The following is a 26,950-nucleotide window of genomic DNA, read 5'->3' as shown; positions in this document are numbered from 1 at the left end:
ACCGCCGCCTCGGCGCAGACGTGGCTGCAAGCGCAATACACCGATCCCGTCAGCGGCCAGGCGCGCGCCCTGGGGCCCCAGGCGCAGATGCTGCAAAGCGCCCTGCGCGAGATCGACGCCATCGCCAAGGAGGCGGTGCGAGTCACCACCCTGGTGGCCGGCGGAACGGGCGAGGGCGCCAGTGCGCGGCCCAAGGAAGTGACCGCCCAGGACATCGCCGGGCTGGACCTGAACTACCGGCTGGCCATGCAGATCGCGGGCCAGCACACCCGCTCCGCCTCGCTGGCGGCTGGCGCGGGCCAGGGCTTCGGCGACAAGCAATACGGCGGGCAACTGGCCAACCAGTACGACGTGGTGGGCGACACCAGTCCCTCCGTGGTCTCCAACAGCCAGTGGCACTACGGGCAGGACGTGCGCATCGGCATCGAGGACCAGCCTCTGTACCGGGGCGGCATCGGGGGCGGCATCCTGATGGACGCCATCGCGCTCAAGAGCCCGGACCTTCTGGTGGACCAGTACGCCCTGCGCGACTTCGGGGACACGCACAGCCTGGTGCTGCTGGTCGATTCGCTGTCGCTGCAAAACACCCTGCTATCGCTGGTGCCGCCCGAGCAGCGCACGCAGGAGAGCGCAAAGGAACTCTTCAAGGCTCTGTACCAGGCCGCCACCGACAAAAAGCGCGTGGACGGCGACCTGCTGGCTGGCGCTGGCCAGGGCAAGGCCGAAGGCGATCTGCTGGAAAACCTCGTCAACGTCCTGGCCGACACCGTGCTGGGGACGCAGGCGAAGGCCGATCGCCTGAAGGGCAATACGGAGGGCGGCACCTGGGCGCTCACCCAGGACGAGGACGGCTACAGCGGGCGCGACCGCTTCTATGCCGTGCTGGAAAAAGTCCAGAAAGGCATCGAGGATCTGAAACTCGACAAGCCCTTTGCGCTGGCGTCCACCGGCGCGGCCACGGCGCTCATCCGCTCGGCGCGCAGCGACTTCGGCGACTTTCTCGCCTTGCAGACCCTGAGCCCCTTCGCCCTGCACATGGCCGATGCCCAGGCGGGGCAGGACGCCATCGGCGCGCGCTGGGGCGCGGCGTACACCGACTGGAAGAGCGACCAACAGGCGCTGGCGGCCGGCCAGTCCACCGCAGACCTGCGCATCAGCGACCAGTGGCTGACCGACCGTGCGGGGCTGCTGGAGCGCAAGAACGCATTCGGCATCGCCAACCTGAATTCCTTCGATCTCACGCCGATCCCCGAGCAAGGCCCCCGGGCCACCGCGCCCTACCATCTGGAGGACACCTACTACGAAGACGCGAACAGCGGCTACAAGGTGCGCCAGGGCGCGACCACCAATGCGACGCGGAACGTCTATTTCGGTGATGGCGAGGACAACCAGTTTGTCGGCCGGGCGCTGGAAGACCACCTGTACGGAGGCGCGGGCAATGACACGCTGGACGGCAAGGGTGGCGGGGACTATCTGGAAGGCGGCGCGGGCAAGGACGTGTACCGCTTCAACGGCCAGTTCGGCAACGACACCGTGTGGGACGCGGACGGGTCGGGCACGCTGGAGTTCGATGGCGTGGCCATGCCGCTGGCGGTGCTGCGGCGCTACGGCACGGACGATGCCTGGGAGGATGCGAGCGGGCAGTTCCTGTTCACGCGAATTCCCCAAGGCAAGGGCAGTGGCGATCGCGTGGACGTGCGTATCACCAAGTACACGTCGGCCACGGACAAGACCGTGCAGGGCACGGTCACCGTGCGCAACTACCGGGCGGGGGCCTTCGGCCTGACTCTGGGCCAGGAGCAGGAGGTCGTGCCCATGCTGGGTGGGGCGAAGACCTCGCTGGTGGTGCGGGCCGGGAACTCGAGCGACCCGACGATTGCCGCAGCGGCCGATGTGCCACGGCTGTATGAATCGGCAGCATCGCTCCAGTACGAAGGCACCGACGATGCGGCCAAGTGGGTGTATGCCAACGACTCCGACGGAGGACAGATCGTGCAGACCGGGGCGGGCGACGACCGCATCTTCGTGGGGCGTGTCTATGAATCGACGGTACAACCGGGAGCGGAGAACTGGGCGCCCCGTCCTGACGAGGACGAGGACCATGTGGTCGCAGGGGCCGGCAACGATGTCGTGCTGACGGGATATGGCAGTGACACGATCGAAGGTGGCGATGGCGATGACCAACTGTTTTCCGCCATGGTCGGGAGCTATGAGAGCGTAGGTTCTGGCGAAATAGGGGTCTGGGCGGGGCAAGCGGCGCAAAACCATGATGCAGCCGATGCGGGAAGTTCGGATTTCGTGGATGGCGGCGCCGGCAACGACCTGATCCGCGGCGGTATGGGGGGCGATGTGCTGCTGGGCGGCACGGGCGATGACACTGCCTATGGCATGGAGGGCGACGATCTGCTGGTAGGGGGCGAGGGCGGCGACACGATGTACGGCGATGGGTTGTATTGGGCAGAGGATGAGCTTTTGGTGGACCAGACGATCAGGTCGTATGACCACCGTGGCAACGACACGTTGCTGGGTGGCGCGGGGCAGGACCACTTGGTCGGTGGCCTTGGCGAAGATCAGATCTTTGGCGGGGAGGGCCGCGACGAGCTTTATGGCGATGGCGATGGCGCTTTCGTCGAGGGCCGCAACAACCCGGCGTGGATTCCGGGGCAGTACCACGCGGCGGACACCATCGACGGAGGGGATGGCAATGATTTCATCCTCGGCGGCGGTGGGAGCGATGTGCTGTTGGGCGGTGTCGGCAACGACCTGATCAGCGGCGACCAGTACGACCGTATCCAGGTCGATGCGCAGTACCAGGGCAATGACCACATCGAGGGTGGCGATGGTAACGACCAGCTGTTCGGTGACGGCGGCAACGATGTGGTCATGGGCGGCGCGGACAACGACATCTTGGCTGGCGGCGATGGCAACGATGTGCTGTGGGGCGGTGCGGGCGCTGATCGGCTCGATGGTGGCTTGGGCGATGACGTGTATTACTTCGCGCCCGGGGATATCGAGGCCGGCCGCAAGGAGGTCATCCAGGACGAGGGCGGCAAGGACCGCATCGAGTTCATGACAGGGGTCTCTCCCAAGGACGTTTCGGTGCGCCGCGTGGGTGCTGAGATCGTGCTGGTCATGGGGGACGGCGCAGTCGTCGGGGTGCAGGGCGATATCCGCACCATCGAATCCGTGGCGTTCTCGGACGGTACGCAATGGAGCACGAGCGAATTGGTGGCCGCGGCGACGCGCACCACCGATCTGAGCGACACGGTGCAGACAGTGCTGGCGGATTCGACGGTGGACGGCGGCGGCGGCAACGACCAGTTGTCGGGGGATGGCTGGAAGGACACCCTGCTGGGCGGCGCGGCAGACGACGAACTGCGTGGAAACGGCGGCGACGACGTGCTGGACGGTGGCGCGGGCAACGACGAGGTGTTCGGGGGAGAAGGGCGCGACGTGGTCCTGTTCGGCCGTGGCGACGGACGGGACCAGTATTTCGCGGGCACGGCGGGCGCCGGCCAGGGCGATGTGCTGAGGCTGAAGGCGGGCCTGGCACTGTCCGACCTGGTGCTGCTGCGCGGCGGCGACGACCTGATCATGCGCATCGTTGATGGGGACGAGCAGTTGACCGTTCGGTCCGCCTTCGGTAGCGAGCCGCTGGAGCGATTGGAGTTCGCGGACGGCCGTGTGGTGGCACTGGCCGACCTGCCTCTGGCCAGCGGGCAGTCGCAGGCGACGCAAGGCGACGATGTGATTTATGTCGGCGCTGGCGGAGAGACGGTGGATGCGCTCAGCGGACAGGACACGGTGCAGGGCGGCAAGGGCGATGACACGCTTGACGGCGGTGCCGGAGACGACTCGCTTTTGGGCAATGCAGGCAACGATGTCCTGCGGGATTTCTCAGGGAGAAACGGCTTCTACGGCGGTGACGGCGATGACCGCATTTCGGGCACGGGCAATTACGTGGATGCGGGCGCAGGAAACGATACCGTGGATGTGGCCGGAGCGGTCATCCGGCTCGGCTCTGGGGATGACACCGTCATTCTGCGCAAGTCCGACGCATCGCCCGGCCGCTCGCGCGTCATCGACGGCGCCTCCAATGACGTCACCCGCCGGACCTTCCGTTTCGCGTCTGGCATCTCGCCTTCCCAGGTCGGGTTCAAAAGCTTGTCCGACGAGGGCCGCAAGGATCTTTGGGTGACATGGCCAGGCAGCGCCAGCGCAGGCGTGCAGGACCTGCGTATCGAAGGTTTCATGGATCTGCAGACGCCCTACCGAGGCGGCATCCGCTTCGTGTTCGAAGACGCGCCCGAGACGGTCTGGGGCTTCGACGATGTGTTCCTCCGCGCAAACTCGGGGACAGCGGGTGATGATGCCTTGCGCGGTACGTCGGGGAACGACGAGCTGCGCGGTCTCGCCGGCAACGACAGCATTGAAGGTTTCGCAGGAAACGATGTGCTCGACGGCGGTCCAGGCGCCGACACTTTGCGGGGAGGAGACGGCAACGACACCTTGATTGCTGGCGAAGGCAGCGCAATGGGTTCCGACATGCTCTATGGCGAGGCCGGGGACGACGTGCTGGTGGCTTCCACCAGCGGCACCTCGCGCCTGTCGGGCGGCGAGGGGGCGGACACCTTCCGTATCGGCCCGGGCGGGCGGCATGTGATCGTGCAGGACGATGCCGTGTCGCAGGACGTGCTGGAGTTCGACGCTTCGATCGCGCCGAAGGACGTGACCGTCACGCACGTGAACGGCGCGGCCATGCTGGTCGCCCGGGACCCGGTGTCCGGCGCGATCCGCGTCTCGGTGGAGCTGCAGGGCCTGCTGCGCAACGCGCAGCCGGGCGGCGTGACTGAGGTGCGATTCGCGGGCAACCCCGCCACCGTGTGGACGCTGGAGAACCTGCGTGAGCGCGCGCTCCAGGGCACCGCGGGCGCGGACACGTTGACCGGCTTCGACTGGCGGGACGACCGGCTTGTCGGTGGTATGGGCAACGACACGCTGGCGGGGGGCCTGGGCGACGACGTGTACCTGGTCGGCAAGGGCGAGGGGCGCGACGTGATCACCGAGACCAGTGGCACGGACACGCTGCGCTTCGGGGCGGGCATCGCCGCGGCGGACGTGAAGCTGGTGCGCACCTCCAGCCCTCCCACCGACCTGACCGGCCGCACGACGGCGTTCGCTGCGGCGGACTCCCTGGTGGCCGTGCTGCCCGGGGGCGGGCAGGTGTGGATTCCTGGGTTCTTCAGTGCGGGGGGCGGGATCGAAGGGATCGAGTTCGCCGACGGCGCGCGCTGGAGTCTGCAGGACATCCAGAGCCGCACGGCGGACGCCCGCGGCACGGCCAATGCGATGCAGGGCACGGCAGGCGACGACACCTTCACCGTGGACCATGTGGCCGACACCATCGCCGAAGGATCGGGCCAGGGCACCGACACGGTCAACAGTTCCGTGTCGTACGTGCTGCCCGGCGAGGTGGAGAACCTCACGCTCACGGGGTCGCTGGACATTGCGGGTGTCGGCAACGCCGCCGCCAACGTGATCACCGGCAACGCGGGCAACAACGTGCTCAACGGCATGGGCGGGGTGGACCGCCTGATGGGCGGTGCGGGCGACGACATCTACGTGGATGCGGCCGGTGGCGCCTATGACAACAACAAGGATGTCATCGTGGAGCGGGCCGGGGAGGGCAAAGACACCCTGCTGCTCGATGCCAAGAACCGGGTGCTGGACGAGAACGTCGAGAACCTCGTGCTGATCGATTGGAGCAACTCGAACCGAGTGACTCCTTTGGATTCCTACTACGGATTCCAGCCTTCCTACCAGCTCTACGATGGACGGGCGGACGACACCCGGCTCCAACTCAGCGGAAACACCGGCGACAACACCATTGACGCGACGAACCAGGGGCGCCTCGGTGCCACGCTGATGGGTGACCGTTCCAAGACATTCGGGGGCATCGTCCTGGATGGGGGCCTGGGCAACGACACGCTGATCGGCGGTGCCGAGGACGACTACTACGTCCTCGACAGCCTGGGTGACAAGGTGGTGGAGACGGGCATCGCGGACAACGGGGCCCAGTTGTCCCTCGACGACACGGTGGTCTCCTCCCGCATTTCCATCGATCTGCCGCTCCATGTGGAGAACATCGAACTGCTGGGCGACCAGGCGATCAACGCCACCGGCAACGACCAGGCCAACCAGATCCGCGCGTCCCGGAACACGGCGCGCAACGTGCTCACCGGCAAGGGCGGCGACGACACCTACTACGTGGGGATCGACGACGCGGTGGTCGAGCAGGCCGGCGGCGGCACGGATCGGGTCATCATCGACGTCATGGCGATTGGCGCTGCGGCCTACCATTCGAGCGGCAAGGTGTTCCGCCTGGACGACTACGCCAATGTGGAAAAGCTCGCGGCCAACGGGCAACTGCGTGGCAACCAGCCCGCGCAGGGCGTGCACCTGGTGGGCAACGCCGGCAACAACACCGTGAGTGGCTCCTTCCAGGACGACATCGTGGAAGGCGGCGCGGGTGACGACGTGGTGGAAGACCAGTACGCGGCCATCCGCCCCAATGCTTCTTTGTACTCCAGCGGCTGGGACAACGACGAACTGCTGGGCGGCGCGGGCGATGACCGCCTGGTGAGCTATGCCGGGCGCGACGTGATGGATGGGGGCACGGGCAACGACACGCTCGTCGGAGGCGATGTCTTCCGTTTCGGCCGGGGCGATGGACAGGACGTGATCACGGCATGGACGGGCCGCGCCAGCGCGGACCGGCAGCAGGCGCTGCGCTTCAAGACCGGTGTCGTGGCCTCCGATGTCAGCGTGCGGCGGGTCGGCGATACCTTGGTCGTGGCCATCCGCGGCACCACCGACCAGGTTACCGTGCAGGGCTTCTACGGAGACCAGGAATTCAACGCGGTGCGGAGCATCGAGTTCGCCGACGGCACTGCCTGGGGTTTCGATGCGCTGATGCGTATGACCGACCCGAACACCGTGAACCATGCGCCGGTCCTGTCGGCGACGCTGCCCGAGGCCAAGGCCGCCACGAACACGCCGTTCAGCTTCACGCTGTCGGCGGGCGCGTTCAAGGATGAGGACGCGGGTGAGGTGCTGACGTACAGCGCCACGCTGGCGGATGGCAAGCCCTTGCCGGGGTGGCTGGCGTTCGATGCGCCCAGGCTCTCTTTCAGCGGCACGCCAGCCGCCGCCGATCAGGGCGCTTTGAGCGTGCGCGTGACGGCGACCGATGCGATGGGCGCGCAGGCGAGTGGCAGCTTCGCGCTGAACATCGCCGCGGGCAACCGGCCGCCCGTGGCGGGCGCAGCGATCGCGCAGCAGCGCGCCACGGAAGACGCCGAATGGCGGTTCACGGTGCCTGCCGGCACGTTCACCGATGCCGACGCGGGCGATGTCCTGACGTGGACTGCCCAGCACTTCGGCGGAGGCCCGCTCCCCGACTGGCTTTCGTTCGATGCCGCCACGCGGACCTTCCACGGCACGCCGACGGGCAATGACGGCGGTACGTTGGGCGTGGCACTGGTGGTCACCGATCGTGCAGCTGCCTCGGCGCGCCTGGGCTTCGATGTGTGGGTGGAGACCGTGAATGACGCCCCGGTGGCCAAGACCCCGCTCACCGCGCAGTCGTTCAAGCAAGGCGCCGCATGGAGCTTTGCCTTGCCGGCCGACGCGTTTGTCGATGAGGACGAGGGCGATGTGCTGACCTATTCCGCCACCCTGTCATCCGGCGCCGCGCTGCCGGCGTGGCTGACGTTCGACGCTGCCAAGAAGACGCTGCGCTCCTCCAGCACCTCGGCGCCAGCGGGCACCTACGAAATCACCATCACCGGGACGGACGAGGCGGGTGCCAAGGCCTCCCAGAAGCTTCCGTTGACCGTGCAGTCCGGCACTATCACGGGCACCGCAAGCAACGACACCCTCACCGGCACCAGCGGCAACGACACCCTCGACGGTGGCGCGGGCGCTGACACGATGACGGGTCTGGGCGGTGACGACACGTACGTGGTGGACAACGCTTCAGACAAGGTGGTGGAAGCCGCCAACGCCGGCGCCGACACGGTACTGTCCAGCGTGACCTATACCCTAACAGCGAACGTGGAGAACCTGACCCTCACCGGAACAGCTGCCATCAGCGGCACGGGCAATGCGCTCGCTAACGCGCTCGTGGGCAATGCTGGTGCGAACCGGCTGGACGGCGGCTCCGGCGCGGACGCGATGACCGGCGGTGCCGGCAACGACGTGTACGTGGTGGACAACGCGGGCGATACGGTAACTGAGGCCGCCAACGGCGGGACCGATGCCGTGGAGTCTTCCATCACCCATGCCTTGGCCGCCAACGTGGAGAACCTGACGTTGACCGGCACGGCCGCTATCAACGGCACCGGCAACGCCCTCAACAACACGCTGACCGGTAACAGCGGGGCCAACCGGCTGGACGGCGGCTCCGGCGCGGACGCGATGACCGGCGGTGCCGGCAACGACGTGTACGTGGTGGACAACGCGGGCGACACGGTGATCGAGGCCGCCAACGGCGGGACGGATGCCGTGGAGTCTTCCATCACCCACACGCTTGCGGCGAATGTGGAGAACCTGACGCTGACCGGCACGGCCGCCATCAACGGCACCGGCAATGCCCTGGCCAACACCCTGGCGGGCAACAGCGGGGCCAACCGGCTGGACGGCGGCGCGGGTGCGGACGCGATGAGCGGTGGCGCAGGCGATGACGTCTATATGGTGGACAACGCCAGCGACACCGTGACGGAAGGGGCCAATGGCGGCACGGATACCGTGGAGTCCTCCATCGCCTACACGCTGGGCAGCGACGTGGAGAACCTGACGCTGACGGGATCTTCCGCACTCAACGGCACGGGCAACGCGCTGAACAACCGGCTGCTGGGCAACGCGGGCGCCAATACGCTGACCGGCGGCGCGGGTGCGGACTACCTGGACGGCGCGGCCGGGGCCGACACGCTGATCGGCGGGTTGGGCAACGACACCTACTGGCTCGGCAGAGGGTACGGGTTGGACACGATCCAGGAGAACGACAGCACCAGCGGCAACCAGGACATCGCGAAGTTCGGCAGTGACATCTCGTCGCGCCAACTGTGGTTCCGCAAGTCCGGCAACCACCTGGAGGTGAGCGTCATCGGCACGAACGACAAGTTCACGGTGAGCGACTGGTATTCCGGTACCAAGAACCAGGTGGAGCGCTTCGACGCGGGGGACGGCAAGAGCCTCACCAACAGCCAGGTGCAAAACCTGGTGCAGGCCATGGCGTCGTTCTCGCCGCCCGCAGCAGGGCAGACGACTCTGCCGGCCAACTACCAGAGCGGGCTGGAGTCGGTGCTGGCGGCGAATTGGAAGTGAGCGTTGGCGTGGCCCGGATCACCGGGCTGCGCCGCATTCAACGATTGCGTACAGGCCAGCGATGCAGTAGTTGCTGGGCTTTTCGAGAACCTCTATTGCTATGAAATATATAGCAATAGAGGCAATGAATGCGGCGGTATTGAGGCTGTTTCTTACAAAAGACAGATGCCTTCCCGTGCGGGCGCCACCGTTGAGCCATGAACGCGCCAATGCGGCGCAGCAGATGGCTGAACCGAACTGGTGGGCTACTTCGTACCGAAGATCCGGTCGCCCGCATCGCCCAGCCCCGGCAGGATGTAGCCGTGCTCGTTCAGCTCACGGTCAATGGCGGCGGTGTAGATCGGCACGTCCGGGTGCGCCTTTTGCAGAGTGGCCACGCCTTCCGGTGCGGCCAGCAGGCAGACGAATTTGATCGAGAGAGGGTTCAGCTTCTTGAGACGGTCCACTGCGGCGGCGGCGGAGTTGCCGGTGGCGAGCATGGGGTCCACGACGATGATGTCGCGCTCTTGCATTTCGGAGGGCATCTTGAAGTAGTACTCGACCGGTTGCAGGGTTTGCGGGTCGCGGTACAGGCCGATGTGGCCCACGCGGGCGCCGGGGATCACGTTGAGCATGCCGTCCAGGAAGCCGTTGCCGGCGCGCAGGATGGACACCAGCACCTGTTTCTTGCCGTCGATGACCTGGCCGGTCATGGTTTCCAGCGGGGTTTCGATCTGCACGTCCTGCAGCGGCATGTCGCGCGTGACCTCGTAGGCCATCAAGGTGCTGAGTTCGCCGAGCAGGCGGCGGAAGCTGTTGGTGCTGGCGTCCTTCTTGCGCATCAGGGTCAGCTTGTGCTGGACCAGGGGATGGGTGATGACGTGGACATTGCTCATGGGCTGGGTCTCTTGTTGGGAAAGGTGAAAAAGCGAAAAAACGGTCTGCGCCAGCGCATCGCCTAGGCCGAGCAATGTGGGCCGCGCAGGGGCGGCACATCGACGGCCAGTGCGCGGATCAGTCTGCCAGAAAGCGCCCGTAGCGGGCGAGGTCGACGTTGCCGCCGCTGATCAGGATGCCCACGCGCTTGCCGCGCACTTCCACGCCGCCGTGCACGGCCCCTGCGAAGGCGAGGGCGCCCGTGGGCTCGACGACGAGCTTCATGCGCTCGGCGAAGAAGCGCAGCGATTGCACGAGCTGCTCGTCGGTGGCGGTGACGATGTCGGCCACGTCGCGCTGGATGATGGGAAAGGTGATGTGGCCCAGCGCCTGGGTCTGCGCGCCGTCGGCAATGGTGTGGGGCGTGTCGATGCGCACGATGTGGCCGGCGCGCAGCGACTGCTGGGCGTCGTTGCCGGCGGCCGGCTCCACGCCGATCACCTGGCAATCGGGCGCGAGCGCCTTGGCCGCCAGCAGGCTGCCCGAGAGCAACCCACCACCACCCAGGCAGACGAAAAGGTAGTCGAGGTCGGGCACCTCTTCGAACAATTCCTTGGCCGCCGTGCCCTGGCCGGCGATGACGTGCGGGTGGTCGAAGGGCGGCACGAGCGTCATGCCGCGTTCCTGGGCGAGCCGCTGGCTGATGGATTCGCGATCTTCGGTGAACCGGTTGTAGGTGACGACCTGGGCTCCGTATTCGCGCGTGGCGGCGATCTTTGCGGCGGGCGCGTCTTCGGGCATGACGATCAGCGCGGGCATGCCGAGCAGCCGGGCCGAGAGGGCGATGGCCTGTGCGTGGTTGCCGGATGAGAAGGCCAGCACGCCGCGGTCGCGCTGCGCGTCGTCGAACTGCGCCAGGGTGTTGTAGGCGCCGCGGAACTTGAAGGCGCCCATGCGCTGCAGGTTCTCGCACTTGAAGAAGAGCTGTGCGCCGCACTGCTGGTCCGCCGTGCTGGACCGCACCACGGGCGTGCGGTGCGCCACCCCCTGGAGCCGTGCAGCCGCGTCGGCGACATCGTTGTAGGTGGGAAGGGCCGGGATGTGCGTGACCATGGCTGCTGCGTCCTTGCGTAACGGGATCGAAACGGAGCCCGCATCATAAGCCCGCACGCCGGTCGTCAAGCATCAAAAGTGCCTCCAGCGCACGCCCATCAAGCGCGGGCAGCTATCGAAATCGATGCAGCCGACCCATGCGGTGGGACGGCTTGGGGTGCAGAGCTGGTGCGCGAGCGCCTCAGTCCAGTTCGCTGAAGCGGTGCAGGGGCGCCAGCGCAGGAAAGTCCCCCGCGCGTTTGGCGCGCATGGCTTCGACGGATTCGCCCACGTGGCGGTTGCTCCAGATCGCTCCTTGCACCCAACCCATCTGGCGCAGGCTGTCGTCCACCGAATGGTCGCGCGCATAGTGCACGGCCTGCTTGGTGCCCCAGATGGCGACCGGCGGCTTGGCGGCGATCTCGCGCGCGCAGGCCAGCGCGGCCCGCAGCATGGCGTCCTGCGTGTCGAACACCTCGTTGACCAGCCCGCAGGCCAGCGCACGGGGGGCAGGCAGGCGTCGGCCGGTATAGGCCAGTTCCTTGACGATGCCCAGGGGAATCAGCTTGGGCAGGCGCTGCAGCGTGCCCACATCGGCCACCATGCCGATGTTGATTTCCTGGATGCAGAAGAAGGCGTCCTGCGTGGCGTAGCGGATGCACGCCGCCGTCACCATGTCCACCGCGCCGCCGATGCAGCCGCCGTGGATGGCGGCGATCACCGGAATGCGCAGCGATTCGATGCGCGTGAAGGTGGCCTGCATGTCGCTCAGCAGGTCGAAGATGGCGGCCCGGCCTTCCGGGCTCTGGTCGTCCATGGTGATGGCGCCGTCGAACGTGTCCAGTGCCATGCCCGCTGAAAAATGCTTGCCCGTGCTGCTGATGACCAGCGCCCGCGCTTCGCCCGAGCGGTGCAGCCACGCTAGCACCGCATCCAGCTCGCGCCAGAACGTCGGGTGCATGGTGTTGAGCGCCTCGGGGCGGTTCAGCACCAGGTGGGCGACATGGTCCGTGACGGTGAGCGAAAAGCAGGTGAGCGGGGGGAGGGCGGCGGTGTCGGTCATGCGGCGCACTCTAGGCCGGGCGCGGCGGTGGGCGCCGTCACCTGCGCGACGGTGCCTGCATGACGGCGCGCATCGTCATGGCGTGAGCGGGCCGGTCGATATACTTCCGGGTCCTGTTTCCGGCCTTCTCCGGCCTTTTTTGTCTCTCCCCATGCAAATCTCCCGCCGCCTTTTCGCACTCGGCCTTGGCCTGGCTGCAGCACTCATCGCTCCCCTGGCCGCGCAAGCGCAGGACCGTGAGCTGACCGTGGCCTCCAGCGCCACCTACGCGCCCTTCGCCTTCGAGAACAAGGACAAGCAGATCGTCGGCTTCGACATCGACATCATCAATGCCATCGCCAAGAAGCAGTCGCTCAAGATCAAGGTGGTGAACACGCCCTGGAGCGGCATCTTCGTCGCGCTGAACAACGGCGATGTGGACCTGGTGATCTCGGGCGTGACCATCAACGACAAGCGCCGCCAGAGCTACGACTTCAGCGAGCCGTACTTTGCCGCGCAGCAGCTGATCGCCGTGCCCAAGGCCAGCACCGTGACTTCGCTCAAGGACCTGGCAGGCAAGAAGATCGCCGTGGTGAATGCGTCCACGGCCGACGACGTGGCTTCGCGCGAATTCGGCAAGACCAGCCCCAACATCCGCCGCTTCGAAAGCACGCCCCTCATCATTTCCGAACTGGCTGGCGGCGGTGTGGATGCCGCCATCGGCGACAACGGTGTGATCGCCTACCGCGTGGCGCAGAACGCGGCACTCAAGACCGTGGAAGACCCGGCATTCCCCGTCGAGGGCTTCGGCATCGTCGTCAAGAAGGGCGACAAGGCGCTGCAGGACAAGCTCAACGCCGGCCTGGCCGCGGTGCGCGCCGATGGCAGCTACAACGAGATCTACAAGAAGTGGTTTGGCAAGGAGTACAAGCCACGCTGAGTCGGGCGCGCTGCGCACCGGCATCGAGACACCATCACGGCCGCGCTGCGGCCGTTTTTGCGGGCGCCTTGCGGCCCGCCACGACGACGTATGAGAGGAAGAGGCCATGGAGCCTGTTGAGTGGTTTGGATGGTTCCGGCCGGACATCCTGGTGGAGTACAAAGACCTGTTCATCCAGGGCGCTTGGATGACGCTGGGAGTGACGGTGGTGTGTGTGCTGCTGGGCGGCACCTGGGGCCTGTTTCTGGCACTCGCCCGCCTGGCGCAGGCGCGTCATGCCCCGTTGAGCTGGGTGTGCCGCTATCTGCTGCGCTGGCCCTCCACGGTGTATGTGAGCTTTTTTCGGGGCACGCCGCTGTTCGTGCAGATACTGCTCATGCACTTCGCGGTGATGCCGCTGTTCATCCACCCGTCATCGGGTCTGCTGGTCACGGGCGACTTCGCGCGCACGCTCAAGCAGGAGCACGGCGCGCTGATCTCGGGCATTGTGGCGCTCACGCTCAATTCCGCGGCCTACATCTCGGAGGTGTTTCGCGCGGGCATCCAGTCGATCGCGCGTGGGCAGTCAGATGCCGGGCGCTCGCTGGGTTTCACGCCCGGACAGGTGATGCGCTACGTGGTGCTTCCGCAGGCGTTTCGCCGCATGCTGCCGCCGCTGGGCAACAACGCGATCGCGCTGCTGAAAGACACCTCGCTGATTTCTGCCATCGGCCTGGCCGAAATGGCCTATGCCGCCCGCACCGTGGCCGGAGCGTATTCACGCTATTGGGAGCCGTATCTGGCCATCGCGCTGGCGTATTGGGTCATGACGCTCGCGCTGACCGGCGCGCTGCGCAAGTTGGAAAGCCACCTGGCCCGCGGCGACCGGGTTTGAGGCCGGGCCGGCGGCGTGGCCTGTGGGCCGCTCGCCTGCTTCAGCGGCGCACGGTGCTCGCGTCCTGGCCGAACAGGACCTTCTTCGCTTCTTCATCCACCGTGGGGGCGGTGTTGATGCTCTTGACCAGGTCATAAGCCCGCACGGTAGCGGGGCGCGCGCGAATGCGCTCGAACCATTGGGCCAGGTGCGGGAAGTCCTTCAGGTCCTGCCGCTGGCGCTCGTGCGGCACGATCCACGGGTAGCAGGCCATGTCGGCGATGGAGTAGCGGTCGGCGATGTAATCGCGGCCATCGGCCAAGTGCTTGTCCAGCACGCCGTACAGGCGCGCGGTTTCTTTCACATAGCGATCGATGGCGTAGGCGATCGGCTCTGGCGCGTACTGCGTGAAGTGGTGGTTCTGCCCCGCCATGGGCCCGAGGCCACCCATTTGCCAGAAAAGCCACTGCAGTGCTTCGGTGCGGCCGCGCAGGTCCTGGGGAATGAACTGGCCGGTCTTGTCGGCCAGGTACAGCAGGATGGCGCCGGACTCGAACACTGGAATCGGCTCGCCGCCGCCCGTCGGAGCGTGGTCCACGATGGCCGGGATGCGGTTATTGGGCGCAATGCGCAGAAAGTCGGGCTGAAACTGTTCGCCGCGGCCGATGTTCACGGGCAGCACGCGGTAGGGCAGGCCGGCCTCTTCTAGGAACATCGTGATCTTGTGGCCGTTGGGCGTGGTCCAGTAGTGCAGGTCGATCATGGGAAAAGCTCCGGGTTGTGGTGTCCCTGCCGTGGTGGACCGGGCGCAGGGATCGGTGACGGGATGAGGCTTCAGCGCTTGCGGCCGCCGAACAGACTGCCCAGCACACCGCGCAGGATTTCCTTGCCGAGCGAGGTGCCCATGGTGCGCACGGCGGACTTGGCCATGGTCTGCACCAGCCCGTCGTGCTTGCCGCCGCGGGGGCCGGTCGAGCCGAAGAGCACGTCGTTCAATCCGCCCATGAGCCCGCCGCCCGCTCCATCGGCGCCTGCGCCCCCCAGACTGCCGGCGCCACCCTTCGGGCTGCCCGGAGCCGCTGCGGCTTCAGTGCGGCCCTGCAGCTTTTCGTAGGCGGATTCGCGGTCCACGGTTTTCTCGTACACCCCGGCCACCAGCGAGCCGGCCAGCAGCACCTGGCGCTGCGCGGGCGTGATGGGGCCCAGCTGGCTGCCGGGCGGCAGCACGAAGACGCGCTCGGTCACGCTGGGCCGGCCCTTGGCATCCAGAAAGCTCACCAGGGCCTCGCCCACGGCCAGCTCGGTGATGGCGGTTTCGATGTCCAGGCCCGGTTTCTGGCGCATGGTGGTGGCGGTGGCCTTCACCGCTTTCTGGTCGCGCGGTGTGAAGGCGCGCAACGCGTGCTGCACCCGGTTGCCGAGCTGGGCCAGCACGCTGTCGGGAATGTCGAGCGGGTTCTGGGTGACGAAGTACACACCGACCCCCTTGGAGCGCACCAGCCGCACCACCAGTTCGATGCGCTCCACGAGCACCTTGGGGGCCTCGTTGAAGAGCAGGTGGGCCTCGTCAAAGAAGAAAACGAGCTTGGGAACCTCGGGGTCGCCGATTTCGGGCAATTGCTCGAACAACTCCGACAGCATCCATAACAGGAAGGTGGCATAAAGGCGCGGCGAATTCATCAGCTTGTCGGCCGCAAGGATGTTGACGACCCCGTGGCCGTCCACCGTTTGCATGAGGTCGCTGATGTCGAGCATCGGCTCGCCGAAGAATTTGTTGCCGCCTTGCTGCTCGATCTGCAGCAGGCCGCGTTGTATGGCGCCTACGCTGGCGGCACTGATATTGCCGTACCCTGTGGTGAATTCCTTGGCGTTTTCGCCCACGTACTGCAGCATGGAGCGCAGGTCCTTCAGGTCCAGCAGCAACAGGCCGTTGTCGTCGGCGATCTTGAAAACCAGGTTGAGCACGCCCAGCTGTGTTTCGTTCAGCGCCAGCATGCGGCCGAGCAGCAGCGGGCCCATGTCGGAGACCGTGGCGCGCACCGGGTGGCCCTGCTCGCCGAACACGTCCCACAGCGTGGTCGGGCAGGCCAGGGGTTCGAGCACGGCGAGTTCACGTTCCTTGAGCGTGGCCGCCAGCTTCTCGCCGATACTGCCCGGTTGGCTGATGCCGGTCAGGTCGCCCTTGATGTCGGCCATGAACACCGGCACGCCGATGCGCGAGAAGCCCTCGGCCAGGGTCTGCAGAGTGACGGTCTTGCCCGTGCCCGTGGCCCCGGTGATGAGGCCGTGGCGATTGGCCAGGCCGGGAAGCAGATGGCATTCGGTGGTGCCATGCTTGGCAATGAGAAGAGGTTCGGCCATGGCGTGGGGTGCGGGAAGTAGGGAATGCGTCAAAAGTAAAATCGCGGTCAGTAGATTAAATCAATACCAGAAGGACTCCTGTGGCAGGACACAGCAAATGGGCAAACATCCAGCACCGCAAGGGACGGCAGGATGAAAAGCGCGGCAAGATCTGGACCCGGATCATTCGTGAGATCACCGTGGCAGCACGGGCCGGCGGGGGCGATATCTCCGCCAACCCCCGGCTGCGCCTGGCCATCGAAAAGGCCAAGGCCGCGAACATGCCGGCTGACCGCATCAAGTACAACATCGACAAGGCCACCGGCAACGCCGAGGGCGTGAGCTACGAAGAAATCCGCTACGAAGGTTACGGCATCGGCGGCGCTGCCATCATCGTGGACACCATGACCGACAACCGCGTGCGCACCGTGGCCGAAGTGCGCCACGCCTTCAGCAAGCATGGCGGCAACATGGGCACCGAAGGCTCGGTCGCCTTTCAGTTCAAGCATTGCGGACAGCTGATCTTCGCGCCCGGCACCGATGAGGACCGCGTGATGGAAGTGGCTCTCGAAGCCGGTGCCGAAGATGTGCTGACCGGCGAAGACGGCGCCATCGAAGTGCTGACCGCGTATGCCGACTTCGAAGCCGTGAAGAACGCGCTGGAGGCCGCCGGCCTGGTGCCCGAAGTGGCTGAAGTCACGATGCGCGCCGAAAACACCATCGAGCTCGAAGGCGAAGACGCCGCGCGCATGCAAAAACTCCTCGACGTGCTGGAAGACCTGGACGACGTGCAAGAGGTCTACCACAACGCTGCCCTATGAAAATGAGCCTGAACCTCAGCCATCGAAACGTGTCCGTCCGCGGACACACCGGCCTCCTCGAAGCGGCCCATCGGAGTCCGGTATGAAAGTTTTAGTGATTGGTGGCGGCGGCCGTGAACACGCCATGGCCTGGAAGCTCTCGCAGTCTCCCAAGGTCACGAAAGTCTATGTGGCGCCCGGCAACGGCGGCACGGCGCTCAACTCCAAGCTGGAGAACGTGGCCATCACCGATGTGCGCGAACTGCGCGCCTGGGCCCAGGAGCAGAAGATCGCCCTGACGGTGGTCGGCCCCGAGGCCCCGTTGGCGGCCGGCGTGGTGGACGAATTCCGCGCGCACGGGCTGCGCATCTTCGGGCCCACGAAAGCCGCCGCGCAGTTGGAAAGCTCCAAGGCGTTTTCCAAGGCCTTCATGCGCCGCCATGGCATTCCCACGGCGGACTACGACACCTTCACCGACCCCGCGGCGGCCCATGCCTTCGTGGAGCGGCTCGGGGCCCCCATCGTCATCAAGGCCGACGGCCTGGCGGCGGGCAAGGGCGTGGTGGTCGCCATGTCGCTGCAGGAAGCGCACGATGCCGTCGACTTCATGCTGGTGGACAACAAATACGGTGTGACGCACAACGAAGGCGGCGCCCGCGTCGTGATCGAAGCATTCCTGCAGGGCGAGGAAGCCAGCTTCATCGTGCTGTGCGACGGCAAGAACGTCACCGCTCTGGCCACCAGCCAGGACCACAAGCGCCTGAAGGACGGCGATCAGGGGCCCAACACTGGCGGCATGGGCGCTTATTCGCCTGCGCCCGTGGTCACGGCCGACGTGCACGCCCGCGCCATGCGCGAGATCATCCTGCCCACCATCCGCGGGATGGAAAAGGACGGCATTCCGTACACGGGCTTCCTGTACGCCGGCCTGATGATCGACTCGACCGGCCATCCCAAGACGCTCGAATTCAACTGCCGCATGGGCGACCCTGAGACGCAACCGATCCTGATGCGCCTCAAGAGCGACTTTGTCGATGTGCTGGGCGCTGCCGTGGACGGCAAGCTCGACCAGGTCGAACTGCAGTGGGACCGCCGTACCGCGCTGGGCGTGGTGATGGCCGCGCACGGCTACCCGGAGGACCCGCGCAAGGGGGACGCCATCACCGGCCTGCCGGCGGATGCCGACGAGGCCATGGTGTTCCATGCGGGCACGGCCCTCAAGGACGGTGTGCCGCACACCACCGGCGGGCGCGTGCTGTGCGTGACCGTGTTGGCGGACAGCGTCAAGCAGGCGCAGCAGCGTGTGTACGACGTGGCCCGTGGCATCCATTTCGATGGCGCGCAGTACCGCCGAGACATCGGCCATCGCGCGGTGAAAAGCTGATGCCGGCACCCGCAGCGCCCCCGGCGTCCACCATGAACGCGGCCGATGCCGCCGCCCGCGTGCGTGCCTACCTGGAGGGGCTGCAAAGCCGCATCACTTCGGCGCTGGAAGAGGTCGAAGGCCCGGTGGCGCGTGGCGGTGCCCGCTTCCTGAATGACCCCTGGCGCAAGGCGCCGGGTGAGCCGCTGCAGGGCGACGGAGTCACCCGCATCCTGGAGGGCGGACGCGTTTTCGAGCGTGCCGGCTGTGGCTTCTCGCACGTGCGGGGCGCCACGCTGCCGCCTTCGGCCACGCAGCACCGGCCCGAACTGGCCGGGGCACCGTTCGAGGCCATGGGCGTGTCGCTGGTGTTCCATCCGGTCAACCCGTACGTACCGACGGTGCACATGAACGTGCGCATGATCGTCGCGGCCCCGGCGGAAGGCCCGCCGGTGTGCTGGTTCGGGGGCGGCATGGACCTGACGCCGTACTACGGCTTCGAGGAAGACGCCGTGCACTTTCATCGGGCCTGCCGCGATGCGCTCAACCCTTTCGGCGAAGGGCTGTATCTGCGCTTCAAGCGCTGGTGCGACGAGTATTTCTACCTCAAGCACCGCAACGAGCAGCGTGGCGTCGGCGGCATCTTCTTCGACGATTTTTCAGAGCTGGGCTTCGAGCGCAGCCTGGGCATGGTGCAGTCGGTGGGCGACGCGCTGCTGGGCGCGTATCTGCCCATCGTGCACAAGCGCCACCCGATCCCGTTCGGCGACCGGCAGCGCGAGTTTCAGTGCTATCGGCGCGGTCGGTATGTCGAGTTCAACCTGGTGTGGGACCGGGGCACGCATTTCGGCCTGCAGTCGGGCGGGCGCACCGAATCGATCCTGCTGTCGATGCCGCCCATGGCGGGCTGGTCGTACCAGCGCGAAGACCCTCCCGGGTCGCCCGAGGCCGAGCTGACACGGCGGTTTCTGGTGCGGCGCGACTGGCTGTGAGCCGGCGCTGGATCGCTCCAAAACATCGAAAGCTATAATTTCAATAGCTGCCCGCGCACATTCCATGAGCGCCAGAGGCCGAAAACACCCTTGATGTGCACCCAAACGCCGAGCCGGCACCCCGGCCCGCGGCCTTGGCCCAGGCCCGGGTTGCACGCTATATTGCCCCATCCTTCTAAGACAAACGCCTGATGACCACCACCTCCAAATCGGAATCCGCCGCCAAGAAAGACGTCACCAAACTCCAGCGCGCCATCGTCGATGGCCTGGAAGACGTCAAGGCGCAAGACATCCAGGTGTTCAACACCGAGCACCTCTCGCCTTTGTTCGAGCGCGTGATCGTGGCGTCGGGCACCTCCAACCGCCAGACGAAGGCGTTGGCGGCCAGCGTGCGCGATGCGGTGCGTGAAGCGGGCTTCGGCAAGCCCCGCATCGAAGGCGAAGACAACGGCGAGTGGATCATCGTGGACTGCGGCGCTGCCGTGGCGCACATCATGCAGCCGGCCATCCGTCAGTACTACCGCCTGGAAGAGATCTGGGGCGACACCCCCGTTCGCCTGAAGCTGGGCGCCGCCAAGCCCAAGGCGCCAGAGGCCGCTGACGGCACCGCCAAGAAAAAGGCCGCCGCCAAGAAGGCCGCTGCAGCCCCCGCACAGCCGGCCCGCAAGCCCGGCCTGAGCAAGGTGGCCGCCAAGGCGCCGGCGCAGGCACCACAACGGCCCGGTGCCAAGGCCCCCGCGAAAACCTCTGCCAAGACGTCGGCCAAGAGCCCGGTGAAGACCGCTGCGAAGACCACCGCAAAGACGGCGACCCGCACCACCGCGAAGCAGGCCACCCCTGCGAAGACCGTGGCCAAGGCGCCCATCAAGACATTGATCGTCAAGCCGATCGCCAAGAAGCCCGCAGGCAAGCCGGCAGCGAAGAAAACCGCAGGCCGCTCTTCCGCATCCGCGGCTCCGAAGTCGGCCCCGCGCACGGCACCCGTGACGACCGCTGCCGCCAAGCGCCCGGCCGCCAAGAAGGCGCCAGCGCGCAGGGGTTGAAGCGTTTTTCCGCTGAGCCGAACTGATCGATGAAGCTGCTCATCGTGGCCGTGGGCCAGCGCGTGCCCGACTGGGCCCAGACGGCCTACGACGACTATGCCAAGCGGTTTCCTCCCGAGCTGAAGGTCGAGCTCAAGGCCGTCAAGACCGAGCCGCGCGGCTCCAAGACGCTGGAAACGCTCTACGCGGCCGAGCGTGAGCGCATCGAGGCGGCCATACCACGCGGCACGCGCGTCGTGGCCCTGGACGAGCGCGGCACATCCCTCACCACCAAGGCGCTTGCTGAGCGGCTCAAAGGCTGGCAACTGGGTGGCGACGACGTGGCACTCGTCATCGGCGGGCCCGATGGGCTGGACCCGGCGTTTCGACAAGCGGCGCACGAACGCATCCGCCTGTCCGATCTGACCCTGCCGCATGCCATGGTGCGCGTGCTGCTGATCGAGCAGCTCTACCGGGCCTGGTCCGTGAACGCGGGGCATCCTTACCACCGCGAGTAGGCGCTCGTTGCGGTGCAGGGCGGTTCAGGCCTCTGCCAGTTCGATCTGTACGGCTGCGCGGTCCGTCACGGTGCTTAGCGATGCGAGAGGTGAAATGGCCGCCATGTATTCCGGCGCCAGCAGGCTGAAAGACATCAGGTCGTGGTGCTTTCCCCCCCATGAGCCAGCGCTTCGCAACAAGCCTTCATACTGAAAATTCCATCGCTGCAGTGTGCGAATGGACGGAGCGTTGTCGGGATGGACTGTCGCGCTGATGCGCATGAGTTGAAGGTGCAGGAAGCACCAGTTCAGCACCCGGCCGATGGCTTCGTGCATGAACCCCTGGCCTTGGCATGCCTGCGTGAGTTCGTAGCCCACTGCCGCACTGAGCGACCCAGCGTCGCACTTCGTGAAATTGCACTGCCCGATCATTCTTCCCGGCACGTCCTTGCGTTCGATGGCCCAGCAGAATTCTGGAACGTGCCTTTGCGTGATCTCTTCGGTCCACCGGACGAAGGCGATCGCTTCCTCCAGATTCGTGATGGCGTTGTAGCCTGCCCATTGCCGCTTTTCGTCCTGCAGGTGCATGGACAGCATGGCGGGAGCGTCGCTGGCGACCATCTTGCGCAGTCGCAGCCGCGGTGTTTCCAGAACGGGGAAGAAGGTCATGCCGCCATTGTGGAAAACCGGTTCGCGTGAAGAGTGCGCTTGCCGAAGCAGGTGCCCGCCACCCGAAGCCGGCACGGCCATCGGCTATTCTCCCGCCCCGTGACCTCCTCTATTCCTTTCATTTACCTCGCATCGCAGAGCCCGCGCCGTCGACAGTTGCTGGAGCAACTGGGTGTGCGGCATGAACTGCTCTTACCCAACGCCGACGGCGACGTGGCCGAAGACAGCGAAGCCATCGAGGCGGAGCGGCCCGGCGAGCCACCCGCACGCTATGTGCAGCGCGTGACCGGGCTCAAGCTCGACGCCGCCGTGGCGCGGCGCACCCGGCGGGGCCTGCCCGACGCGCCCATTCTTTGCTCGGACACCACCGTGGCGCTGGGCCGCACCATCTACGGCAAGCCCGAGGATGCCGCCGATGCGCGCCGCATGCTGGCCGAACTGGCTGGCCGCACCCACCGCGTGCTCACCGCGGTGGCCCTGCAGCACGGTGCCCAGCGGTCGGTCGCACTGTCGGTGTCCAAAGTGACCTTCGCGCCCATGTCGCCTGCGCAAATCGCAGCGTATGTGGACAGCGGCGAGCCCATGGGCAAGGCCGGAGCCTATGGCATTCAGGGGCCTGCGGCGCAGTACGTGTCGCATCTGGCGGGCAGCTACACGGGCATCATGGGTTTGCCGCTGTGCGAAACCGCCGGATTGCTGCGTGGCGCGGGCGTGCTGCCCGATTGATTCGCACGGCGGGGCCGGCCAAGTCAGCCGTGGCCTCGCTATTCAGGCATCATGGGCGGCCACTTTTTTCCGAGCCCATGCAACAAGACATCCTGATCAACTGGTCCCCCCAAGAAACCCGCGTGGCCGTGGTCGAGCACGGTGCCGTGCAGGAACTCCACGTGGAGCGCACCCTGGAGCGCGGCCTGGTGGGCAATGTCTATCTGGGCAAGGTATCGCGCGTACTGCCGGGCATGCAGTCGGCCTTCATCGACATCGGGCTGGAACGAGCGGCCTTTCTGCACGTGGCCGACGTCTGGCACCGGCAGGAGGGCGGCGAGGCCCCGATGTTCGCGCGCAAGGGCGAGCCGCCCGTGCCGATCGAAAAGCAGGTGTTCGAAGGCCAGTCGCTGATGGTGCAGGTCATCAAGGACCCGATCGGCACCAAGGGTGCGCGCCTGTCCACGCAGATCAGCATCGCCGGCCGGCTGCTGGTGTTCTTGCCGCAGGACGACCATGTAGGGGTGTCGCAGAAGATCCCCGCCGACGAGCGCGATGCGCTTCGCGCACGGCTGCAGGCCCTGGTGGGCGACAAGACCTCGGGCGGAGGCGGCGGGTTCATCCTGCGCACCAACGGAGAAGACTCCACCGATGCCGAGCTGGCCGAAGACATCGCCTACCTGCGCAAGACCTGGGCACGCATCAAGGACGCCTCGCTGCGCCTGCCGCCCATGTCGCTGCTGCACCAGGATTTGAGCCTGCTGCAGCGCGTGCTGCGCGACCTGGTGGGCGAGGAAACTGCCTCCATCCGCATCGACTCGCGCGAGCAGTTTTCCGTGCTGCAGGCGTTCGGGCGGGAATTCATGCCGGCCGCGGCCCCCAAGCTGCAGCTGTACAAGGGCGAGCGGCCCATCTTCGACCTCTACGCCATCGACGAAGAGGTGGCGCGCGCCCTGGGCCGCCGGGTCGATCTGAAGTCGGGCGGCTATCTCATCGTCGACCAGACCGAAGCCCTGACCACCATCGATGTGAACACCGGCGGCTATGTCGGGGCGCGCAATTTCGACGACACCATCTTCAAGACCAATCTGGAGGCCGCGCAGGCCATCGCGCGGCAGCTTCGGCTGCGCAACCTGGGCGGCATCATCATTGCCGACTTCATCGACATGGCGCGCGAGGACCACCAGCAGGCCGTGCTGGCGGAGTTCAAGAAGCAGCTCGGCCGCGACCGGGTGAAGACCATGGCCGGCGGTTTCTCGCAATTGGGCCTGGTCGAAATGACGCGCAAGCGCACCCGTGAATCGCTGGCCCACATGCTGTGCGAACCCTGCGAGCACTGCCAGGGCAAGGGCATCGTCAAAACAGCGCGCAGCGTTTGCTACGACATCCTGCGCGAGATTCTTCGGGAAGCCCGCCAGTTCAATCCGCGCGAGTTCCGCGTCGTGGCCTCGCCACGCGTGGTGGAGTTGTTCCTCGACGAAGAAAGCCAGCACCTGGCGGGCCTTTCCGACTTCATCGGCAAGCCCATTTCGCTGCAGGCCGAAACGGCGGTGGGGCAAGAGCAATACGACATCGTACTGCTGTGAAGCGGTGCGCTCGGCACCTCGCGTGAGCGTGTGAAGGCGTGCGCACGCCCCGGCCGTTGAGTCAAATCGCAGCCCTTCGATAGCCCCAGAGGCACTCGGTCCATGGTCCGAAGATGACGGTTCGGCCCCTACAATAAAAAATCCGTCTGGATGGTTTTTTATGTCCGAAGCCCACAAACGTCTCAAACAACCCGAACGCGTCCGGGCCCAGTTGCTTGCGGTTGCCGGCGACCTGCTCGTCCAGAATGGCCCGCAGGCCGTGACCCTGGACGCCGTCGCACAGCACGCCGGCGTCACCAAAGGCGGGCTGCAGCACCACTTTCGCAGCAAGCAGGCGCTGCTGGAGGGGCTGTGCGACCAGTTGTTCGAAACGTTCGATGTCTCGTATGCCGCAGCTTTGGAGGCCGAACCCGATGGCCCGGGGCGGCATGCCAGGGCGTACCTGAAATCGTCGTTCGAGGCCACCACGGCCGAGGAGTTGCGCACGCAGCGCGCGATCGCCTTGCTGGCCTTCACGCTGCCATCGTGCCGCGAGCGGTGGGGCATCAAGATGCGCGATCTGCTGGCCGGAGACGGCCCAGATCCTGCCGCGGCAGACCGCCTGCTTCTTTGCCGCCTTGCTGCCGACGGCGCCTGGCTCGACCAGTTGCTGGACATCTACGGCACGCAGCCGGACCGCAAGGACCGCCTGCTTTCCCTTCTGCTTCAACTCACCCAAGGAAACACGCCATGACGGTGCCCTCCAGCTATCTCATCCTGGGACTCGCGATTGCGATGGAAGTGATCGGCACCACCGCGCTGAAAGCCTCGGACGGTTTCACGCGGCTCGTGCCCAGCCTGATCACGGGGGTGGCCTATGCCGCATCGTTCTACGCACTGTCGCTGGCCCTCAAGACCATCCCGGTCGGGGTGGCCTATGCCATCTGGTCGGGCATCGGCATCGTGCTGATTTCGGTGGTGGGCTGGGTGGTGTTCCGCCAGCGACTCGATCTGCCGGCCATGCTGGGCATGGGTCTGATCATCGCGGGCGTTCTGGTGGTCAATCTCTTTTCCAAAAGCACCGGGCACTGAATCGTGAACACCTCTCTCGCAACCGATACCTGCACCATCACCCACACCATGCACATCGAATCCGTCACCGATTCAGCAGCCATCAGCGACCAGGTCTTTTCGCGCAGCACGCTGGTGGAACGGCTCTCGCGGCCCCACGCGCCGCTGGCGTTCGAGCAGTGCATTTTCGATGGCGCCGATCTCTCCGGGCTGGACCTCACCGGCGCACGGTTTCTGGAGTGCACCTTCGCTGAAACCCGCTTCGACAAAGCGCTGCTGGCCGATTCGCGCTGGCTCGATTGCAAGGCCCGGCAGGCGGACTTTTCCCTGGCCGATCTGTCCAACGCGCGCTTTTGCAGCAGCGACCTGAACAACACCCGGTGGACCCGGGCGCGGCTGTCGTCGGCCCTGTTCACCGAGGCCAAGTTGACCGGCGCGGTGTTCAACGAGGCCGTCACCCTCGGCCTCGAGTTTCACCAATGCCGGCTGGTGGGCGCGGACCTGCGGGGCCTTTCGTTTCGCAAACGCAGCCTGGAACAACTGGACCTGTCCGAGGCCGATGTGGCGGGCTGCGATTTTCGCGATGCCGTGTTCGACGGCGGCAGCCTGCGCGACGCCAACTTGAAAAATGCGCGGTTCGATGGTGCGGACCTGCGGTCGGTGGATGTGGGCGGCCTGACGGTGGCCATGGTGGCGCAGTCGTTCCGGGGCGCGATGCTGTCGATGGAGCAGGCCGCCACGCTGATCGGCGGATTGGGCGTTCGCATCGGTTGACGGGGCAGGGCGGCGCGCCACCGCATGACGCCGCCACCGTTTCGGTTCAGCGCCCCTGGGCACCCAGCCGCTGCGACACCCCGGCGGTGCAGGCCTTGAGGGCGCGGGCCACCGGCCCGTCCCAACTGGCGTCGAACGTGCCCATTGCGCCGATGGCGGTGATGGCGAGCACCAGTTCGCCGTCCGGCCCGAACACCGGGGCCGACATCGCATTCACGCCGCGCACCACCTCGCCTTCGGAGCGGCTTATGCCGTGCTCGCGCACTTCGGCCAGTTGGCGTTCGAACTGTTCCCACGCAGGCAAGGGGTCGCGTGGCGGCGTGCCGGGTGTGGTGGCGGGCGGGCGCTCGGCCATCAGGCTGCGCTCGGCCTCCAGCGATGCTCGTGCCACCTCGAGGTCCAGATAGGCCCCGAAGAGCCGGCCCGACGCGGTGCCCGCCAGCGAAAACACCGTGCCGTGGCGCATGCTGACGAAGACCGTCTCCGGTGATTCCTCCACCCGCACGATGGTCGGGCCACGGTCGCCCCACACGGCGATGGCCACCGTCTGGCCGATCTCGCGCGCCAGGGGCGCCAGCAGCGGCGTGGCCAGCGTCACCGGGCTCGATTGCTGCAGGCTGATCAGTCCCAATTGCAGCGCCAGCGGGCCAAGGGCATAGCGGCCGCTGGCCTCATCCTGCTCCACCAGCCCGAGCCGGCCGAAGCTCACGAGGTAGGGGTGGGCCTTGGCGGGCGACATGCCCGCGTCTCGCGCCAGGTCTTTCAGCGCCATCGGCGTGCCTTCATGCACCAGCGCCTGCAGCAGTTGCCCGCCCACCTCCACGCTTTGAATGCCCCGCCGGCCGCGGGCGATTGCGTCTTCCATGTCGTCTTGCATCGTGTGTCCTTTGGCGGCAATGGTAGGGGTAATCACTGTCTAACTGATTAGACATAGCTGAATTTCTCGGCTAGCATTCTGATGTTAGTCAAGAGCAAACCAATTC

Annotated in this window: 20 protein-coding genes; 13 read left to right on the top strand and 7 right to left on the bottom strand. The window is 66.3% G+C overall.

Going from position 1 to position 26,950, the window contains the following annotated elements; all coding sequences use genetic code 11:
* The first annotated feature begins 87 nt into the window (after positions 1 to 87).
* Positions 88 to 9,387 carry a putative Ig domain-containing protein gene (locus BLT03_RS12245; protein ID WP_245711350.1) on the top strand — a complete coding sequence of 3,100 codons (9,300 nt, stop codon included), beginning with the start codon at positions 88 to 90 and terminating at the stop codon, positions 9,385 to 9,387.
* A gap of 245 nt (positions 9,388 to 9,632) precedes the next feature.
* Here the strand turns inward: BLT03_RS12245 and upp are convergent, their stop codons facing one another.
* From upp to BLT03_RS12230, 3 genes are all read right to left on the bottom strand, one after another.
* Positions 9,633 to 10,262, bottom strand: a complete 630-nt coding sequence (gene upp / locus BLT03_RS12240; protein WP_092743980.1) for a uracil phosphoribosyltransferase — start codon at positions 10,260 to 10,262, stop codon at positions 9,633 to 9,635.
* Between the two features lie 118 nt (positions 10,263 to 10,380).
* Entirely contained in the window at positions 10,381 to 11,355 is a 975-nt protein-coding gene (locus BLT03_RS12235) for a threo-3-hydroxy-L-aspartate ammonia-lyase (protein WP_092743978.1), read from the bottom strand.
* 181 nt (positions 11,356 to 11,536) lie between these two features.
* The gene (locus BLT03_RS12230; RefSeq protein ID WP_092743975.1) at positions 11,537 to 12,397 is read right to left on the bottom strand and encodes an enoyl-CoA hydratase-related protein; all 861 of its coding nucleotides are present in this window, start codon (positions 12,395 to 12,397) and stop codon (positions 11,537 to 11,539) included.
* Positions 12,398 to 12,548: 151 nt separating this feature from the next.
* Here BLT03_RS12230 and BLT03_RS12225 point away from each other — a divergent pair, with 151 nt between their 5' ends.
* Both BLT03_RS12225 and BLT03_RS12220 read left to right on the top strand, forming a co-directional pair.
* Positions 12,549 to 13,316, top strand: coding sequence for a basic amino acid ABC transporter substrate-binding protein (locus BLT03_RS12225; RefSeq protein ID WP_092743973.1), 768 nt, complete (start codon positions 12,549 to 12,551; stop codon positions 13,314 to 13,316).
* A 106-nt stretch (positions 13,317 to 13,422) separates the two neighbouring features.
* On the top strand, positions 13,423 to 14,190 hold the full coding sequence (locus BLT03_RS12220; protein WP_092743971.1) for an amino acid ABC transporter permease: 768 nt from the start codon (positions 13,423 to 13,425) through the stop codon (positions 14,188 to 14,190).
* Positions 14,191 to 14,230: 40 nt separating this feature from the next.
* Here the strand turns inward: BLT03_RS12220 and BLT03_RS12215 are convergent, their stop codons facing one another.
* A complete protein-coding gene (locus BLT03_RS12215; protein ID WP_092743969.1) occupies positions 14,231 to 14,932 on the bottom strand; it encodes a glutathione binding-like protein in 702 nt (233 codons plus the stop codon).
* Between the two features lie 71 nt (positions 14,933 to 15,003).
* Positions 15,004 to 16,530 (bottom strand): helicase HerA-like domain-containing protein, encoded by a 1,527-nt coding sequence (locus BLT03_RS12210; RefSeq protein WP_092743967.1) that lies wholly within the window; start codon positions 16,528 to 16,530, stop codon positions 15,004 to 15,006.
* Positions 16,531 to 16,610: 80 nt separating this feature from the next.
* Between BLT03_RS12210 and BLT03_RS12205 the strand changes: the two genes are divergently transcribed.
* From BLT03_RS12205 to rlmH, 5 genes are all read left to right on the top strand, one after another.
* A complete protein-coding gene (locus tag BLT03_RS12205; RefSeq protein ID WP_092743965.1) occupies positions 16,611 to 17,330 on the top strand; it encodes a YebC/PmpR family DNA-binding transcriptional regulator in 720 nt (239 codons plus the stop codon).
* An 82-nt stretch (positions 17,331 to 17,412) separates the two neighbouring features.
* Complete coding sequence (gene purD / locus BLT03_RS12200; RefSeq protein WP_092743963.1) at positions 17,413 to 18,693, top strand: phosphoribosylamine--glycine ligase; 1,281 nt, start codon at positions 17,413 to 17,415, stop codon at positions 18,691 to 18,693.
* Positions 18,693 to 19,664: an oxygen-dependent coproporphyrinogen oxidase gene (gene hemF, locus BLT03_RS12195; RefSeq protein ID WP_245711349.1), complete on the top strand. Its 972-nt coding sequence runs from the start codon at positions 18,693 to 18,695 to the stop codon at positions 19,662 to 19,664. Before purD ends, hemF begins: the two co-directional genes overlap by 1 nt.
* Positions 19,665 to 19,855: 191 nt before the next feature.
* Positions 19,856 to 20,707: a ribosome silencing factor gene (rsfS, locus tag BLT03_RS12190; RefSeq protein ID WP_092743961.1), complete on the top strand. Its 852-nt coding sequence runs from the start codon at positions 19,856 to 19,858 to the stop codon at positions 20,705 to 20,707.
* Positions 20,708 to 20,736: 29 nt separating this feature from the next.
* Positions 20,737 to 21,204 (top strand): 23S rRNA (pseudouridine(1915)-N(3))-methyltransferase RlmH, encoded by a 468-nt coding sequence (gene rlmH / locus BLT03_RS12185; RefSeq protein WP_054255308.1) that lies wholly within the window; start codon positions 20,737 to 20,739, stop codon positions 21,202 to 21,204.
* 24 nt (positions 21,205 to 21,228) lie between these two features.
* Here the strand turns inward: rlmH and BLT03_RS12180 are convergent, their stop codons facing one another.
* Positions 21,229 to 21,852 carry a GNAT family N-acetyltransferase gene (locus BLT03_RS12180; RefSeq protein WP_175537740.1) on the bottom strand — a complete coding sequence of 208 codons (624 nt, stop codon included), beginning with the start codon at positions 21,850 to 21,852 and terminating at the stop codon, positions 21,229 to 21,231.
* 99 nt (positions 21,853 to 21,951) lie between these two features.
* On the opposite strand from BLT03_RS12180, the gene BLT03_RS12175 reads away from it, so the two are divergent.
* The 5 genes from BLT03_RS12175 (at position 21,952) to BLT03_RS12155 (ending at position 25,967) form a co-directional block, all read left to right on the top strand.
* Entirely contained in the window at positions 21,952 to 22,578 is a 627-nt protein-coding gene (locus BLT03_RS12175; protein WP_434802382.1) for a Maf family protein, read from the top strand.
* Between the two features lie 77 nt (positions 22,579 to 22,655).
* On the top strand, positions 22,656 to 24,143 hold the full coding sequence (gene rng / locus BLT03_RS12170; RefSeq protein ID WP_092743957.1) for a ribonuclease G: 1,488 nt from the start codon (positions 22,656 to 22,658) through the stop codon (positions 24,141 to 24,143).
* 160 nt (positions 24,144 to 24,303) lie between these two features.
* On the top strand, positions 24,304 to 24,876 hold the full coding sequence (locus BLT03_RS12165; RefSeq protein WP_092743955.1) for a TetR/AcrR family transcriptional regulator: 573 nt from the start codon (positions 24,304 to 24,306) through the stop codon (positions 24,874 to 24,876).
* Positions 24,873 to 25,214: an SMR family transporter gene (locus BLT03_RS12160; protein WP_092743953.1), complete on the top strand. Its 342-nt coding sequence runs from the start codon at positions 24,873 to 24,875 to the stop codon at positions 25,212 to 25,214. Before BLT03_RS12165 ends, BLT03_RS12160 begins: the two co-directional genes overlap by 4 nt.
* A 3-nt stretch (positions 25,215 to 25,217) precedes the next feature.
* Entirely contained in the window at positions 25,218 to 25,967 is a 750-nt protein-coding gene (locus BLT03_RS12155; protein ID WP_245711348.1) for a pentapeptide repeat-containing protein, read from the top strand.
* A gap of 46 nt (positions 25,968 to 26,013) precedes the next feature.
* Here BLT03_RS12155 and BLT03_RS12150 read toward each other — a convergent pair whose 3' ends face one another.
* Positions 26,014 to 26,844, bottom strand: a complete 831-nt coding sequence (locus BLT03_RS12150; protein ID WP_245711347.1) for an IclR family transcriptional regulator — start codon at positions 26,842 to 26,844, stop codon at positions 26,014 to 26,016.
* Positions 26,845 to 26,950: the final 106 nt, after the last annotated feature.

This window comes from Paracidovorax valerianellae, assembly GCF_900102625.1.
Lineage (GTDB): Bacteria > Pseudomonadota > Gammaproteobacteria > Burkholderiales > Burkholderiaceae_C > Paracidovorax > Paracidovorax valerianellae.
Note: the sequence above shows the minus strand (reverse complement) of the source record. Positions and strands in the feature narration are given on the sequence as shown.